We start from the raw sequence: 15,586 nt of genomic DNA on the forward strand, positions 1-15,586 counted from the left end.
AAAAAACGCCATGGCCCGCATCGAACAGCGACTCGCCACGCTCGGCCTCGTGCTGCCGCCGCCGGTCACGCCGCCGCCGGGCGTGGTGCTGCCTTTCGCCTTCGTGCGCATCGCCGGGCGCCGCGCCATCATCTCGGGCCACGGCCCGCTGAATGCCGACGGCACCATTGCCGCGCCGCTCGGCAAGCTGGGCCGCGAGCTGACGGTCGAACAGGGCTACAGGGCGGCGCGGCTCACCGCGCTGGCGATGCTCGGCAGCCTGCAGCGCGCGCTCGGCGACCTCGACCGCATCACCGCCTGGACGCGCGTGTTCGGCATGGTGGCTTCGGCACCGGGCTTCGACAGGCAGCCCGCCGTCATCAACGGCTTCTCGGACCTCGTGCTCGAACTCTTCGGCCCGGAGATCGGCGCTCACGCACGCAGTGCCGTCGGCATGGCGGAGCTTCCGTTCAACCTCCCGGTCGAGATCGAAGGCGAAGCGGAGTTCGGGGATTAATCGCCGGCCGCCGCCAGGCGCAGTTCCGCGAAGCTGATGCTCACGCGCAGCCCCGTGGGCTCGGCCGCATCGAGCCGCAGCTCGGCGCCCAGCAGCTCCGCATAGCGCGCGACGATCGACAGGCCCAGGCCCGAGCCCTGCCCGAGCTTCTGGCCCGCCGGGCCCTGCGACCAGCGCTGCATCAGGTCGCGCTGCGCTTCCAGCGGAATGCCGGGGCCGTCGTCGATCACGCTCAGGGTGCGGCCCGCCAGCTCGACGGTGATGGTGCGTCCGCCGTAGCGCAGCGCGTTGTCGATCAGGTTGTCGAGAATGCCCTCGACCAGCGCTTCGTTGGCAAGCACCGTCACGCGCTCGTCGAGGCCGCGCGCGCCCAGGTCGACGCCGTGCGCGTCGGCGCGGGCCAGGTGCCGCAGCACCGTCTGCTCGGCCAGCATGTCGAGCCGCACCGGCTCGCGCGCGAGGCCGGTGCGCGCTTCATCCGCGAGCGCGAGCGCCAGCAGCTGGTCGATCAGGTGGCTCGCGCGCGCCTGCCGCTCGGCCACGCGCGCGAGCTGCTCGCGCCACACGGTGGAGTCGTGCTGCGCGAGCCCGTATTCGGCCAGTGCGCGAATGCCCGCAAGCGGCGTGCGCAGCTCATGCGCGACGTTGCCCACGAATTCGCGCTGCGCACGCACGCTGTGGTTCAGCCGGTCGAACAGCGCGTTGACGGCATCGCCCAGGCGCTGCACCTCGCGCGAGGTGCGCACCACCGCGACCGGGGAGAGGTCGTACACATCGCGCCGGTCCAGCGCCTGCTGGAGTTCGCCGAGCGGACGCAGGTCGCTGCGAATGCCATGCCAGAGCCATACCGCGAGCAGAACCAGCAGCAGCACCTGCGGCGCCAGCGCATAGCCGAGCAGCCGCTGCACCAGCGCCGCGCGGCTCAGCGTGGTCTGCGCAATCACCACCCGGTAGGGCATCAGAGTGCCCGCCTCGGCAACCGGCTCGAGCACCACCGCGCGCAGGACCTTGCCGTCGAAGTTGACGTCCGAGAAGCGGTAGCGCGCATCGCCCGTGGGCAGCGGCGCGTTCAGGCCCGCCTGCCCCGAGATCAGCGTGCCGTCGAGCCGCTGCACCGCGAAGTAGATCTTGTCGACCTGGTCGAACAGCACCGTGGCCACTTCGCGCGGCGTGAGCAGCAGCTCGATGCCGCGCTCGCCCGCCTGCACGTTGGCCGAAAGCGCATAGGCGTCGTCGAGCATCGCGCGGTCGAAGGCCTGCTCGGAAAAATAGTTGGCGATGACCAGCGCGATCACCGCGCCCACCATCCACGTGAGCGCCAGCGGCACCAGCACGTTGCGCAGCACGCGCCGCGTGAGCGAAGGCGCCGCCTTCGATGGCCCGGGCGCGGCCGGCTGCGTGCGGCTCACACTTCGGCTTCGAGCAGGTAGCCGATGCCGCGCAGCGTGCGGATGCCCGCGCCCGAACCGGCCAGCTTCTTGCGCAGCCGCGAGATGAAGGCCTCCAGCGCGTTGTCGCCCAGCGATTCGTCGAAGCTGGAGAGCTTGTCGGACAGCGCCCGCTTGCTCACCGTGCGGCCCGGCGGGCTCATCAGCTCCCACAGCACCTCGAACTCGCGCGCCGGCAGGTCGAGCGGCCCGCTCGCGGTGGAAAAGCGGCGCGCCTTGCGGTCCAGCTTGAGCTGGCCCAGCAGCACGATGTCCTCGGTGCCCTTGGCCCGCCGCACCAGTGCGCGCAGCCGTGCCTCGACCTCGGCCAGGTCGAAGGGCTTGCCCAGGTAGTCGTCGGCGCCGGCATCGAGGCCCGCAATGCGCTCCTCGGTGCGGCCGCGTGCCGTCAGCACCAGCACCGGCGTGCGGTCGCCGCGGGCGCGCGCCTGGCGCAGGGCGTTGAGGCCGCTCGCCAGGCCGCTGGTGGGGCTGGCCGTGGCCGGCAGGTTCAGGTCGAGCAGCACCGCATCGAAGGGCTGCACGCGCCAGAGGTGGTCGGCGTCCTCGATGTTGGTCGACACGTCGACCCGGTGGCCGGCATCCGCAAGGCTGCGCAGCATCACGTCGCGCAGCACGGCATCGTCTTCGACAAGCAGGATTCGCATGGTGTGTGTGGTGGTTGGAAGTGCCTATTCTTGCGCGAAGGAGGGTCAGCGGCCGGTCAGCACACCCCGGCGATAAACGCGCCATGAGCATACGACAGCAACCTGCGGCACGGGTCTCTTTCCGGGCCGCTCGCACCACGCGATGAGCGCCCGCGATCCCTCCGATCTCCTGAGCGTCGTGCATCCCGCGGTGCGGCGCACGGCCATTGTGCTGCTGCATGGTTTATGCAGCACACCTGACGAGCTCCTGACCGTGCAGTCGTCCCTGCGCGCGAGCGGCTACCCGGTGCATCCGATGCGCGTCGACGGCTACTCCTTCGATGCCGCCGCACCGGTGCAGCAGGCGCTGCCGTACGAACGCTGGATCGACGCCATCGAAGCACGGGTGAAGGCGCTGCGCACAGCGCACGATCGCGTGATGCTGGTGGGCATCTCGGCCGGTTCGTCGCTGGCGCTGGGCGCGGCCATCCGCTGCGGCAACGGCGTCGATGCGCTGGTGCTGATGTCGACCACGCTGCGCTTCGACGGCTGGGCCGTGCCGCGAACGCAGGTGCTGCTGCCGCTGGCCTTCTACACGCCGCTCGGGCGCTTCTGGCAATACCGCGAACGTGCGCCCTACGGCGTGAAGAACGAACGCGTGCGTGCCTGGATCGAGCGCGAGCTGCGCCACCGCAAGGTGTCGAGCGCCGGCAGCGCGGTGATCGGCGTGGGCCATCTGCGCGAGCACGACCGGCTGATCCGCCACGTGCGGCGCAACCTGCACCGCGTGCAATGCGCCAGCGTGCTCGCGCTGCATGCGCGCGAGGACGAGGTGGCCAGCCTCGCCAATGTCGACCTCCTTGCGCGCGGCCTTCGCTGCCCGTCCTTCCGCAGCGTGGTGCTGGGCAACAGCTACCACATGATCACGATCGACAACGACCGCCACCAGGTGGTGCGCGAAACCTGCGCCTTCGCCGATGCCGTGGCCCACGGCACGCCCGAGCCCTTCGGCGCCCTGTCCGCGCGCCCGCTGGCCGCCTGAAAGAAAGAAAGCACGCCATGTCTTCTTCCTCCTCCTCCTCGTCTTCCACCGTCTTCAACAGCATCGCCGCCATCCTGGTGAACCAGTTCGACGTGGCGCGCGATGCCATCGCGCCCGGCGCGGCCTTGTCCGAACTCGGCCTGGATTCGCTGTCGCTGATGGAATTCGTGTTCGCGGTGGAAGACGCCTTCCATCTGCGCCTGCCCGAAGACCGGCTCGATCCGCGCGAGGCCGGCATCACGCTCGGCCACCTGTGCGAGGCGATCGAAGCCCAGATCGACTGCAAGCTCGATTCGCCGATGGCCGCGCAGGCGTGAGCGGCGCCCGCGTTCACGTCACCGGCATCGGCTTGGTCACACCGCTGGGCGGCACCGTCGAATCCTTCGACGATGCGCTCTTCAGCGGCCGTTCCGCGGTGCGCGCGCGAGCGCTCGAGATCGCGGGCCTCGATCCGATCACGCTGGCCGTTGCCGCCTGCGATTTCGACGCGGCCGCCGTGCGCAGCAATTCGCGCCTGCCGCTCGATCGAGGCACCGCCATGGCACTCGCGGCCGCGCGCGATGCCGCCGCGCAGGCGGGCCTGGCTGCCGGCAGCGTCGATCCCGAACGCCTGGGCATCTTCTGGGGCAGCGGGCTGGCGGGCGCCGGCAGCTTCGACGACACCACGCGCGCGCTCTACGGTGAGCAGCGCCGCATGCGGCCGACCACCGTGCTCACCGTGATGCCCAACGCGGCGGTGGCGGAGCTCGCATTGCAGTTCGGCGCACAGGGCGCGGCCATTGCATACGCCTGCGCCTGCGCCTCCTCGGCCGTGGCCATCGGCGAGGCGATGCGCGCCATCCGGGGCGGCTGGATCGATGTGGCCATCGTCGGGGGACACGAGGCCATGCTCACGCCGGGCGTGATGGCCAGCTGGCATGCGATGCGCGTCACGGCGCCGCCGCCGCCCGGTGCACCCGCCAGCGCCTGTCGGCCGTTCTCGAGCGACCGCGCGGGCTTCGCACTCGGCGAAGGCGCGGCGGCGCTGGTGCTCGAATCGGAAGCGCATGCCAGCGCGCGAGGCGCCGTGAATGCCTCTTCGCTCTTCCTGGCGGGCTATGCCACCAATTGCGACGCCACGCACATCACCAACCCCGACTCCGCCGGCCAGGTGCGTGCCATGCGCGCGGCGCTGCGCGATGCGGGCATCGAGGCCGCGCAGGTCGGCCACATCAATGCGCACGGCACCGCCACCACGGCGGGCGACGCCGCCGAGGCGGCGTCCATCCGCGAGGTGTTCGGCCGTGCCACGCCGGTGAGCGCCACCAAGGCCATCCACGGCCATGCGCTGGGCGGCGGCGGTGCCATCGAGCTGGTGGCGGCGCTGCGAACGCTGGCGCAAGGGGTGCTTCCGCCGACCGCCAACCTGCGCGTGCCCGATGCGGCCTTCGATCTGGACTTCGTGCGCGGCGAGCCGCGCGAAGCCCGCCACCTGCGCTACGTGCTTTCCAATTCGTTCGCGTTCGGAGGCACCAACGCCGTGCTGGTTGCGGGCCGTTGAAGAACAGCGTGCCGGCGGGACTGGGTATGCTGGCGCCTTCGCCGCATCCGCAGAAAACCCGTCATCCATGCGCAGGCTCGCCACACCCCAGGACCTCGAAGCGGTCTTCACCATCTACATGCACGAGAGCGTGGTCCCGTTCCTCGGCTACGACCCGATGCCGCTCGATGAATTCCGCGCCATCTACAAGGAGCTGGTCGACAGCCGCAGCTTCCATGTCTATGAAGTCGATGGCCGCGTCGCGGGCTTCTACCGCGCGACGCGCTACCCGGGCCGCGCGCGGCACGTGGCCTGCTTCGGCACGCTGGCGGTCGATCCCTCGCTGCACGGCAAGGGCATTGCGCAGGCCATGGTGAGCGATGCCATCGCCAGGCTCAAGGCCGAGGGCGTCAAGCGCATCGAGCTCTATGCCGAGAGCGACAACGCGCCGGGCCTGCGCTTCTACGAGAAGCTGGGCTTCGAGTACGAAGGCACCCTGCGCAGGTTCTACAAGCGCGCCGGCGAGGCTGACTACATCGACGACCACCTGCTGGCGCTGCTGATCGATTGAGATCGGCGAAGGCTCAGGGCTTCCAGCGCCGCAGCAGCAGCGCGTTGGCCATCACGCTGACGCTCGACAGCGCCATCGCCGCACCCGCCACCACCGGGCTCAGCAGCCCGAAGGCGGCCAGCGGAATGCCGGCCACGTTGTAGGCAAAGGCCCAGAACAGGTTCTGCCGGATCTTGGCCACCGTGCGTGCCGAGAGCTCGAGCGCCTCGGCCACGAGCGCCAGGTCGCCGCGCATCAGCGTGATGCCCGCCGCTTCCATTGCCACGTCGGTGCCGCCGCCCGCAGGCGCCATCGCAATGCCCACGTCGGCCGCGGCCAGTGCGGGTGCGTCGTTGGCACCGTCGCCGATCATCGCGACCACCTGGCCGTTCTTCTTCAGGGCGCTGACCTGCGCCGCCTTGTCGGCGGGCAGCACCTCGGCGCGCACGTCCTCGGCCGCAATGCCGAGCCGCGCGGCCATCGCCTGCGCGGCGCGCAGGTTGTCGCCCGAGATCATCACCACGCGCAGGCCGCGTGCATGCAGCGTGCGGATGGCTTGCGCGGCCTCGGGCTTGGGCTCGTCGGCAAAGGCCAGCAGCGCCTGCACCCGGGCAGCGCCGGCCGCGTCGAAACGCAGCAACGCGGACACCGTGGCGCCCTGCGCATGCAGGCGCTCGAGCTGTACGGCGTCGGGCACGGCGCCGAGCTCCGCGCACCAGCGCAGGCTGGCAATGGCCCAGGGCTCGCCATCCACCAGGCCGCGCACGCCGCGGCCCGGCATCGCCTGCATCGCGCTCAAGGGCAGCGGCTGCACGCCGCGCTGTTTGGCAGCCGCCATCACGGCGCGTGCCAGCGGATGCTCGCTGCCGCCTTGCAGGCTGGCGGCAGTTGCAAGCAATGCGGCTTCGTCGCCGCTGCCCGCCATCGGCACCAGCGCCGTGAGCACCGGGCGGCCCAGTGTCAGCGTGCCGGTCTTGTCGAAGGCCACGGTGCCGACACGGTGCGCCAGCTCCAGCGCCCGCGCGTCCTTGATGAGGATGCCGCGGCGCGCCGCCACGCCGGTGCCGGCCATCACCGCGACCGGCGTCGCCAGGCCCAGCGCACAGGGACAGGCAATGACCAGCACGGCCACTGCGTGGATCATCGCAAGCTCGATACCGGCGCCTGCCAGCAGCCAGCCCGCCAGCGTGGCCAGCGCGATCGCCAGCACCACCGGCACGAACACGGCCGCGACCTGGTCCACCAGCCGCTGGATCGGCGCCTTGGCGGCCTGCGCATCCTCGACCAGGCGGATGATGCGCGCCAGCACGCTCTCGGCGCCCACCGCGCTCACCTCGACGACCATGCGGCCGTCGCCGTTCACGGCGCCGCCCGTCAGCGGATCGCCAGGTCCCTTCGGCACCGGCAGCGGCTCGCCCGTGAGCATCGATTCGTCGACCTCGGACTGCCCCTCGATCACGCGCGCATCGGCGGGCACGCGCTCGCCCGGGCGCACCGCGAGCCGGTCGCCCACCATCACCTCGGCCAACGGCACGTCGCTTTCGCCGCGCGGGCCCACCAGGTGCGCGGTCTCGGGCCGCAGCTGCTGCAGCGCGCGGATCGCCGAGGTGGCCTGCCGCTTGGCGCGCGCCTCCAGCCACTTGCCGAGCAGCACCAGCGTGATCACCACGGCCGAGGCTTCGAAATACAGATGCGGCATGCCGCCGTGCCCAGCATGCTCGCCCGTGGCCGCGCGCCACCAGAGCCAGAGCGACAGGCCGAATGCCGCGCTGGTGCCGAGCGCCACCAGCAGGTCCATGTTGCCGGTGCCCGCCCTTGCGGCATGCCAGCCCGCGCGGTAGAAGCGCGCGCCGAGCCAGAACTGCACTGGCGCCGCCAGCAGCAGCTGCAGCCAGGGCGCCAGCATCCAGTCCTGCCCGAAGGGTTGGCCGAGCATCGGTGCCAAGAGCGGTATCGACAGCAGCAGCCCGACGCCCACGGGCCCGAAGCCGTGCCAGGGCGACAGCGCAGCGGCGTCGTCGGCCGCGCTGCTGGCCGCGCGCGGCTCGTAGCCGGCAGCACGCACGGCGCGGCGCAGGCGGGCGTTCATGTCTTCGCCGCCGGCGGCGGTCACCACGCGCGCCGATTCGGTCGCCAGGTTGACGCTCACGTCCTGCACGCCCGGCACGTTCTTGAGCGCGCGTTCCACGCGCATCACGCAAGAGGCGCAGGTCATGCCGCCAACGGAAAGATCGAGGGTGCTCATCGGGTCGTGTAGGTTGTGCAGCAGATTGTCCATGCCCCGAGGCTAAAGTCTCACATCATGGCAAGGTCAAGCCGGCACGCGCAGTGTCCCTGCGCTGGACATTGACATCATGAGAAGGTTCAAACTGGCGCTTCGTTCACTTCATTTCATCCAAAAGGAGCAAACACGATGAGCCAGAAATTCCAGGTATCGGGCATGAGCTGCGGCCACTGCGTGAGCGCGGTGCAGAACGCGGTACAGACGGTGGACCCCGAAGCGCAGGTCACGGTGGATCTTGAAACCGGCCATGTCGACGTGGTGAGCGCGCAGCCCCGAAAGGACATCGTGGCGGCCATCGAGAACGCCGGCTACCGGGTCCAATGAGCGGCTTCGGCACCGTTTCCATTGGCGAGGCCGCGCGGCTCTCGGGTGTCTCGGCGCGCATGGTGCGCCACTACGAAGGGCTGGGCCTGCTGCCCCCGGTGGCGCGCACCGACAGCGGCTACCGCCAGTACGGCGATGCCGACATCCACACGCTGCGCTTCATCAAGCGCTCGCGCGATCTCGGCTTCTCGATGGAAGAGATCGCCGAGCTCGTGGGCCTGTGGCACAACCGCCGCCGTGCGAGCGCCAGCGTGAAGCGCATCGCGCAAAGGCACCTGGGCGAACTGGAGCAGCGCATTGCCGACATGCAGTCGATGCGCAGCACACTCGCGCACCTGGTGCACTGCTGCCACGGCGACGCGCGCCCCGACTGCCCCATCCTCGACGATCTCGCGAAATAAGCGAAGAAAGACTCACGCTCCCCTGACGAGCGACAGCACCTTTCCGGCGTCGAGGGTGCGGGCCTTTTCCTGGATCGCCGGCAGGTACTGGGTCTGCAGGCTCTTGCCTTCCTGCACCACGCCCGAGAAAGTTTCCTTGAGCATCTGCGCCGAGAGCGTGCGGCCGCCGGCGTAGTAGCGCTTGGCCACGTGCCCGAGCGCGTAGGTCGAGGCGAAGCTCATGCCCGAGCTCACCGCCTGGTTGCCGAGGCCGCGCAGCAGCCCGCCACCCATCTTGCCGAGCAGGCCGCCGAGCAGCTTGCGCCCGGCCTGCTCCAGGTACTGCGAAGTCAGGCCCACGCCGACCGTCGCCAGAAAATCCTTCACATGGCCGCTGTCGAGCTCGTAGCCGTAGGCCTTGCCGATGCGGTAGACCAGCTTCATCTGCAGCGGAATGATCGCCATGGTCGAGAGCGTCTCGGGCAGCAATTCGAGCGCGCCGTTGAGGATGGAGGCGTTGAGGATCGACTTGTCGAGCTCCGCGCTGTCGGGCGATGGCGCAGCAGCAGCAACAGGCGCGACAGTTGTAGCGGTGCCGGCGGCCGGCGCCGGCACCGCCGCGGCAATCTCTTCCGCCTGCTGCGAGAACTGCGCCGCCGAGGCATCGAGCCCGAGCGAGCTGCGCACGTCCGCCAGGAACATGCGCTCGGCATCGGACTGCGTGCCATCCGCATCGCACACGCACACCGCCATCTCGTAGGCCAGCTGCTTCGATTCCGTGCTCTTGAGCTCGCCCGCGACCGAGGCCAGCGAGACGCGCTTCATCAGCACGTCCTGGTAGAGCGTGGGCAGGTTCACGCCGTCGGCTTGCGAAAGACCTTCGGCAATGCGCTTGATCTCGGCGCGTTCGCGCTCGTGCTTCTCGCCGTCGACAAAGGCGGCCAGCAGGCTGAGGGACACGATGGCCCGGGTTTCGGAAGGTGTCACGTTCGAATTTCCACTGGTTGAGGGACAAAGTTCGTTCGGCAGGGCGCCCGAAGGTTCCGCCGCCGGTTCTCCCCACAAAGCTTGGGCAACTCTGTGGATAACACTCGCACTTCCTTGTAAGAGAAAGCTAAGTGGTTGATCTTTAAGGAAAATCTACAGTCTGCCCAAATATGAGGCAATGAATTTCTCGCGCCGGAAAACGCCTTTGGCAGATTTTCCGGAGCCTGTCAAAGGACAACTCTGGGGAGATTTCCGGCACAAGCAGGGCGTTATCCACAGGGCCGGCGCTTCCGGCAATGTTGTTCCTTTTGGCGCGACAGCACGGAAGCGCAGCTGCGCACAGTGACGCGGGCATGACAAGTCCATGTCACGCAAGGAAAAAAGTGCCATGTCCACAGACCGGCGCTGCCCTTATCTACTACTACTAATTTGAATAAGAGAAATAAGAAATAGAAACGGGGACAGCGCCGCGCCCGAAAAAAAGTCCGTGGACGGCTGCGCCGTGTTCGCGGCGCCACGCAGCCAAACCAGCCTCGCCGGACGGCGCCCGCTCGCTAACATCCGGGGATGAGCTTCAAACCGCGGATCCTGATCGCCGAAGACGAATCGGGCATTGCCGACACCCTCCAGTACGTGCTGAAGAGCGATGGCTTCACGCCGGTCTGGTGCGCCACGGCCGAAGACGCCATCGCGCAATTCGCGCAGGAGCCGCCGGCGCTCGCGATCCTGGATGTCGGCCTGCCCGATCTCAACGGCTTCGAGCTGTTCAAGCGCCTGCGCGCGCTGAACCAGTCGCAGGGCGGTGCCGAGGTGCCGATGCTGTTTCTCACGGCAAGAAGCGACGAGATCGACCGCGTGGTGGGGCTGGAACTTGGCGCCGACGACTACATCGCCAAGCCCTTTTCGCCGCGCGAACTGGTGGCGCGGGTCCGTACCATCCTGCGGCGCAGCGCACGAGCGGCCGCTGGAGCGCCCGCCGGGCCGGGCGATGGGGTACCCCCTCGAATTCCGGGCGCGGCGCCTCCAGCGCCCGTCCAGCCCCCCGCAATGCCGTTTGCGCTGGACAACGAGCGCATGCAGATCCGCTACTACGGACGCCTGCTCGAGCTCTCGCGCTACGAATACGGGCTGCTACGGCTCCTGGTGCAGCGGCCCGGACGCGTCTTCACGCGCGACGAACTGCTGCAGCTGGTCTGGGACGACGCGAGCGACAGCTTCGACCGCACGGTCGATGCCCATGTGAAGACCCTGCGCGCCAAGCTCAAGGCCGTCGCGCCCGAGGTGGAGCCGATCCGCACGCTGCGCGGCACCGGCTATGCGCTGAACGAAGAACTGCCCCAGACGCCGTGAGCCGGCGCACGCGGATTTTTATCGGCATCCTGCTGATCTACACGGCGGGCATCGCCTTCCTGCTCTACCGCGTGGTGTCGGACATCGATCCGCGCTACCGCGAATCGGCCGAGGAATCGCTGGTCGAGACCTCGCAGCTCATGGCCAGCCTGGTCGAACAGGACGTGATCGCGGGCGCCCTCAACACCGCGCGGCTCGAGCCGCTGTTCCGCACGGTCTATGCGCGCGAGTTCTCCGCGCAGATCTACAACCTGCACAAGAACCGCGTCGAGCTGCGCGTGTACGTCACCGACCGCAGCGGCCGCGTGGTGTTCGATTCGCTCGGCAGGCACCTGGGCGCCGACTACTCGCAGTGGAGCGACGTGAGCCGCACGCTCGCCGGCCTGTACGGTGCGCGCACCTCGCGCGACGTCGACGGCGATCCGCGCACCTCGGTGATGTACGTGGGCGCGCCGATCCGGTGGAACAACGAGATCGTCGGCATGGTGAGCGTCGGCAAGCCGGTGCAGAGCTTCGGCCAGTTCGTGGAGGACGCGCGGGCCCGCACGCTGTGGGTGGGCGTGGGTTCGGGGCTGGCACTGCTGCTGCTGGCGGTGATCGTCTCGGTCTGGCTGGTGCGGCCCTTCGGGCTGATCTCGGACTACTGGGCCTGGGTGCGCGCGCAGCGCACGCTGAGCCTTTCGCGCATGGCGCGGCGCGCGGTGGATGCGGTGCGCACCGGCTTCAGCGAAATGCGCGACGCGCTGACCGGCCGCAACTACGTGGCCGACTACGTGCAGACTTTCACGCACGAAGTGAAGAGCCCGCTCTCGGCGATCCGCGGCGCGGCCGAGCTGCTGCAGGAACCGTCGATGCCGCATGCGGAGCGCGAGCGTTTCCTGAAGAACATCGAGCGCGAAACGCAGCGCATCCAGGAAATCGTCGACCGCATGATGGAGCTCACCGCGCTGGAAACCCGCCACGGGCTCGACCGCACGGAGCCGGTGGCGCTGGCCTCGCTGATCGAGGACATCGCCATCAGCGCGCAGCCTGCGGCGGCCAAGCGCAACATCGGCGTGCGCGTGAACATTCGCGCCGAGGCGCGCGCGGAGGGCGATCCGTTCCTGCTGCGGCGCGCCATCAGCAACCTGCTGGACAACGCGATCGATTTTTCACCGCAGGGCAGCGAGGTGCTGCTGACGCTGGAAACCACCTCGAAGCTGGCGCGCGTGAGCGTGCGCGACCACGGCCCGGGCATTCCGGACTACGCACAGGAAAAGGTCTTCCAGAAGTTCTATTCGCTCGCGCGGCCGCACAGCCAGAAGAAGAGCACCGGGCTCGGGCTGGCCTTCGTGAAGGAGATTGCCGCGCTGCACCGCGGGCGCATCGAGCTCGGCAATGCGGCGCGCGGCGGCGCGGTGGCCACGCTCACGCTGCCGCTGCTGCCGTCACACCACTGAAGGGGTCACTGGCCCGTGAGCGCCGCGTAGGCCCGGCGCGTTGCGGGGCTCACGGCCTCGAGCAGTTGCTCGTACGAGGTCTTGTGCCGCGCCAGCATGCGCGCCGAAGCCACCGTCTTCGACTTGCAGAACCAGTGACAGGTGTGCTGCATCAGGAACAGCTCGGCCGACATGGTGAAGGCCTTGGCCTTGGGCGTGCGGCCCGCGTCGTTGCGCATGACCTCGGCAATGCCGCGCGCGTGGATCGCCAGCGCCTGGCGCAGGTCGAAGGTGGCGGCCGGAAACAGCCTGTGCGCGAACGGAATGGCCACCGGCAGCTTGCTCACGCGCGCATCGGCCGCGTCGACCCGCGCGAACTCGGCGGCAAAGCTGTCGAACTGGGCCGAGAGCTTTTCCTCGGTGGAATCGAGCAGGCTCCAGATCTGCTGGCGCCGCTCGGCGTTGTCCTCGCCCAGGCAGCGCAGGTAGCCTTCGGTGAGGCTCTCCATCAGCCTTTCGATCTGGTATCGGCCCAGGTGGCTGCCCAGCAGCGCGATGCGCTGGCGCTGGTCCCTGGACTTGAGGATGTAGGCGCCGACGACGATCAATGTCGCCAGGGTGAGGATTTCCATGGGGAAGAAGCGTGGGAAGGTCAAGCGAAAGAAGCCGCACCGAGTGTAGAGACTCGCTGCGGCTTCTTCCCGCCATGCCTCAGCGGAAGAAATCGAGGATGCGGTTGCGCTCTTCGGGCTGCGGCGGCGGGCCCAGCGGCACCGGGACGGCGGCCGGTGGCACACCCGTGAGTTCTTCGGCCGGCACGGGCGGCGGCTCGCTCTCCACGCCCAGGCTGGCCACGCTGTGGCCTGGGGTGAAGTCGTCGAAGTACCACTCGCCGTCGATGTTGACGACGCCCGGCGGCTCGGCCATCTTGCTGACCGGCACCCCCTTGAGCGCGGCCTGCATGTAGCCGATCCAGATCGGCAGGCTCAGGCTGCCGCCGGTTTCGCCGCGCACGCCCAGCTGGCGCGGCGTGTCGTAGCCGATCCATGCAATGCCCACGGTGGTGGGCTGGAAGCCCGCGAACCAGGTGTCGAAGGAATCGTTGGTGGTGCCGGTCTTGCCGAACAGGTCGTCGCGCTTGAGCGCCTGGTAGGCGCGCGCGGCGGTGCCGCCCTTCACCACGCTCTGCAACAGCGAATCCATGATGAAGGCGTTGCGCTCGGGAATGGCGCGGCGGCTTTCGTCGAGCACCGGCGGCTCGGTCTCGACCAGCACCTTGTCGCGCAGGTCGGTGATGCGCGTGACCAGGTACGGATTGACCTTGTAGCCGCCGTTGGCGAACACCGAGTACGCCGTGGCCATCTGCATCGGCGTGACCGAGCCGGCGCCCAGTGCCATCGGCAGGTAGGCCGGGTGCTTGTCCTTGTCGAAGCCGAAGCGGGTGATCCACTCCTGCGCATACGGCGCGCCGATGGCCTGCAGCAGGCGCACCGTCACCAGGTTCTTCGACTTCATGAGCGCGGTGCGCAGCGGCATCGGCCCTTCGAAGCCGCCATCGAAGTTCTTCGGTTCCCAGGGCTGCCCGCCCGGGGTGCCCGGCTCGAAGTGCAGCGGCGCATCGTTGACGATGGTCGCGGGCGTGAAGCCTTTTTCGAGCGCGGCCGAATAGATGAAGGGCTTGAAGCTCGAGCCCGGCTGGCGCCAGGCCTGCGTCACGTGGTTGAACTTGTTCTTGCCGAAGTCGAAGCCCCCCACCAGCGACTTGATGGCGCCGCTGCGCGGATCCATGCCGATGAAGGCGCCCTCCACTTCGGGCAGCTGCGTGATCTCCCAGGTGTTCTTCGGCGTGCGGGCCACGCGGATCACCGCGCCGCGGCGGATCTTGATGTGCGGCGGCGCCTTCGCCGCAAGCCCCGACTGCGCAGGCCGGAGGCCTTCGCCGGTGATCTGCACGGTTTCGCCGTTCGCGCGCACCGCGTTGATTTCCTTGCTGCCGGCCTCCAGCACCACCGCGGCCATCACGTCGCCGTTGTCGGGATGCTCGGCCAGCGCGTCGTCCACCGCCTCGTCGACTTCCTTGGGATCGTCCGGCAGGTCGACGAAGCGCTCGGGCCCGCGATAGGGCTGGCGCCGCTCGTAGTCCATGATGCCCTTGCGCAGCGACCTGTAGGCCGCCGCCTGGTCGGCCGCGACCAGCGAGGTATAGACCTTCATGCCGCTGGTGTAGATGCTGTCGCCGTACTGCGCGTACATCATCTGGCGCACCGTCTCGGCCACGTATTCCGCATGCAGCCGCTCCGGGTCGGCGGCATCGCGCAGGTGCAGCTCTTCCTTCTTGGCCTCGGCCGCCTGCTCGGCGGTGATGAAGCCGGTTTCGTGCATGCGGTCGATCACGTAGAGCTGGCGGGCGCGGGCGCGCCGCGGATTGGCCACCGGGTTGTTGGCGCCGGGCGCCTTGGGCAGGCCGGCCAGCATGGCGGCCTCGGCCAGCGTGACGTTCTGTAGCGGCTTGCCGAAATACGCTTCCGATGCGGCGGCAAAACCATAGGCGCGGTTGCCCAGGTAGATCTGGTTCAGGTAGATCTCCAGGATCTGGTCCTTGCTGAGCTGCTGTTCCAGGCGCAGCGCCAGCAATATCTCGTAGGCCTTGCGGCTCAGCGTGCGTTCGGAGCTCAGGTAGACGTTGCGCGCCACCTGCATCGTGATGGTCGAGGCGCCCTGCTTGCGGCCGCCCTTGAGGCTGGCCACGGCCGCGCGCGCGAAGCCCTTGTAGTCGACGCCGCCATGGTCGTAGAAGCGCGCGTCTTCCACCGCGAGCACGGCGTCCTTCATGACCTTGGGAATGCTCGCAAAGGGCGTGAGCATGCGGCGCTCTTCGCCGAACTCGCCGATCAGCGTGCCTTCGACCGTGTACACGCGCAGGGGCAGCTTGGGCCGGTAGTCGGCCAGTTCGGAAATGTCGGGCAGCCGGGGATAGATGGAGGCCACCGCAACGACGGCGGCCACCAGCAGCACCAGCGCGCCGCAGCCGAGCGCGATGGCGCTCCACCGCGCCGCGCGCCGCAGCTTCGCTGAACGCTGCGGGCGCGCGGGCTCGGCGGAGGGAGAAGAATCGTCCATGGGAATCAGTGGCAAAAAGGTAAGGAAAAAAACAGTCCGTAG

15 protein-coding genes are annotated in these 15,586 nt (G+C 68.9%); 9 read left to right on the forward strand and 6 right to left on the reverse strand.

The annotated features are described in order from the left end of the window. The first annotated feature begins 10 nt into the window (after positions 1 to 10). A complete protein-coding gene (locus AC1DSC_RS03800; RefSeq protein ID WP_436287041.1) occupies positions 11 to 496 on the forward strand; it encodes a RidA family protein in 486 nt (161 codons plus the stop codon). Here AC1DSC_RS03800 and AC1DSC_RS03805 read toward each other — a convergent pair. Both AC1DSC_RS03805 and AC1DSC_RS03810 read right to left on the reverse strand, forming a co-directional pair. Beyond that, the gene (locus tag AC1DSC_RS03805) at positions 493 to 1,905 is read right to left on the reverse strand and encodes a sensor histidine kinase (RefSeq protein WP_307593197.1); all 1,413 of its coding nucleotides are present in this window, start codon (positions 1,903 to 1,905) and stop codon (positions 493 to 495) included. The genes AC1DSC_RS03800 and AC1DSC_RS03805 overlap by 4 nt on opposite strands. Continuing rightward, positions 1,902 to 2,591 (reverse strand): response regulator transcription factor, encoded by a 690-nt coding sequence (locus AC1DSC_RS03810; protein WP_012745201.1) that lies wholly within the window; start codon positions 2,589 to 2,591, stop codon positions 1,902 to 1,904. The genes AC1DSC_RS03805 and AC1DSC_RS03810 overlap by 4 nt, the downstream gene beginning before the upstream one ends. Before the next feature lie 142 nt (positions 2,592 to 2,733). On the opposite strand from AC1DSC_RS03810, the gene AC1DSC_RS03815 reads away from it, so the two are divergent. The 4 genes from AC1DSC_RS03815 to AC1DSC_RS03830 all read left to right on the forward strand — a co-directional run bounded on the left by AC1DSC_RS03815 (position 2,734) and on the right by AC1DSC_RS03830 (position 5,702). Next, complete coding sequence (locus tag AC1DSC_RS03815) at positions 2,734 to 3,612, forward strand: alpha/beta hydrolase (protein ID WP_436287040.1); 879 nt, start codon at positions 2,734 to 2,736, stop codon at positions 3,610 to 3,612. A 17-nt stretch (positions 3,613 to 3,629) separates the two neighbouring features. Further along, entirely contained in the window at positions 3,630 to 3,929 is a 300-nt protein-coding gene (locus AC1DSC_RS03820; RefSeq protein WP_418146387.1) for an acyl carrier protein, read from the forward strand. Then, positions 3,926 to 5,152 carry a beta-ketoacyl-[acyl-carrier-protein] synthase family protein gene (locus tag AC1DSC_RS03825; protein WP_436287039.1) on the forward strand — a complete coding sequence of 409 codons (1,227 nt, stop codon included), beginning with the start codon at positions 3,926 to 3,928 and terminating at the stop codon, positions 5,150 to 5,152. The genes AC1DSC_RS03820 and AC1DSC_RS03825 overlap by 4 nt, the downstream gene beginning before the upstream one ends. A 67-nt stretch (positions 5,153 to 5,219) precedes the next feature. After that, entirely contained in the window at positions 5,220 to 5,702 is a 483-nt protein-coding gene (locus AC1DSC_RS03830; RefSeq protein WP_278880647.1) for a GNAT family N-acetyltransferase, read from the forward strand. A gap of 13 nt (positions 5,703 to 5,715) precedes the next feature. On the opposite strand, the gene AC1DSC_RS03835 is transcribed toward AC1DSC_RS03830, so the two are convergent. Next, positions 5,716 to 7,959 carry a heavy metal translocating P-type ATPase gene (locus AC1DSC_RS03835; RefSeq protein ID WP_436287038.1) on the reverse strand — a complete coding sequence of 748 codons (2,244 nt, stop codon included), beginning with the start codon at positions 7,957 to 7,959 and terminating at the stop codon, positions 5,716 to 5,718. 135 nt (positions 7,960 to 8,094) lie between these two features. Between AC1DSC_RS03835 and AC1DSC_RS03840 the strand changes: the two genes are divergently transcribed. Together AC1DSC_RS03840 and cueR are read left to right on the forward strand one after the other, a co-directional pair. Further along, positions 8,095 to 8,289, forward strand: a complete 195-nt coding sequence (locus AC1DSC_RS03840; protein ID WP_012745195.1) for a heavy-metal-associated domain-containing protein — start codon at positions 8,095 to 8,097, stop codon at positions 8,287 to 8,289. Beyond that, on the forward strand, positions 8,286 to 8,690 hold the full coding sequence (cueR, locus tag AC1DSC_RS03845) for a Cu(I)-responsive transcriptional regulator (RefSeq protein WP_012745194.1): 405 nt from the start codon (positions 8,286 to 8,288) through the stop codon (positions 8,688 to 8,690). Before AC1DSC_RS03840 ends, cueR begins: the two co-directional genes overlap by 4 nt. A gap of 12 nt (positions 8,691 to 8,702) precedes the next feature. Here the strand turns inward: cueR and AC1DSC_RS03850 are convergent, their stop codons facing one another. After that, entirely contained in the window at positions 8,703 to 9,656 is a 954-nt protein-coding gene (locus AC1DSC_RS03850; RefSeq protein WP_436287037.1) for a YcjF family protein, read from the reverse strand. A gap of 567 nt (positions 9,657 to 10,223) precedes the next feature. Between AC1DSC_RS03850 and creB the strand changes: the two genes are divergently transcribed. After that, entirely contained in the window at positions 10,224 to 11,006 is a 783-nt protein-coding gene (creB, locus tag AC1DSC_RS03855; protein ID WP_436287036.1) for a two-component system response regulator CreB, read from the forward strand. Continuing rightward, entirely contained in the window at positions 11,003 to 12,445 is a 1,443-nt protein-coding gene (gene creC / locus AC1DSC_RS03860) for a two-component system sensor histidine kinase CreC (RefSeq protein ID WP_436287035.1), read from the forward strand. The genes creB and creC overlap by 4 nt, the downstream gene beginning before the upstream one ends. Before the next feature lie 5 nt (positions 12,446 to 12,450). On the opposite strand, the gene AC1DSC_RS03865 is transcribed toward creC, so the two are convergent. Together AC1DSC_RS03865 and AC1DSC_RS03870 are read right to left on the reverse strand one after the other, a co-directional pair. Continuing rightward, positions 12,451 to 13,056 carry a hypothetical protein gene (locus AC1DSC_RS03865; protein WP_012745190.1) on the reverse strand — a complete coding sequence of 202 codons (606 nt, stop codon included), beginning with the start codon at positions 13,054 to 13,056 and terminating at the stop codon, positions 12,451 to 12,453. A 79-nt stretch (positions 13,057 to 13,135) separates the two neighbouring features. Continuing rightward, positions 13,136 to 15,544 (reverse strand): penicillin-binding protein 1A, encoded by a 2,409-nt coding sequence (locus AC1DSC_RS03870; protein ID WP_436287034.1) that lies wholly within the window; start codon positions 15,542 to 15,544, stop codon positions 13,136 to 13,138. Positions 15,545 to 15,586: the final 42 nt, after the last annotated feature.

This window comes from Variovorax sp. 01N425, from assembly GCF_056399465.1.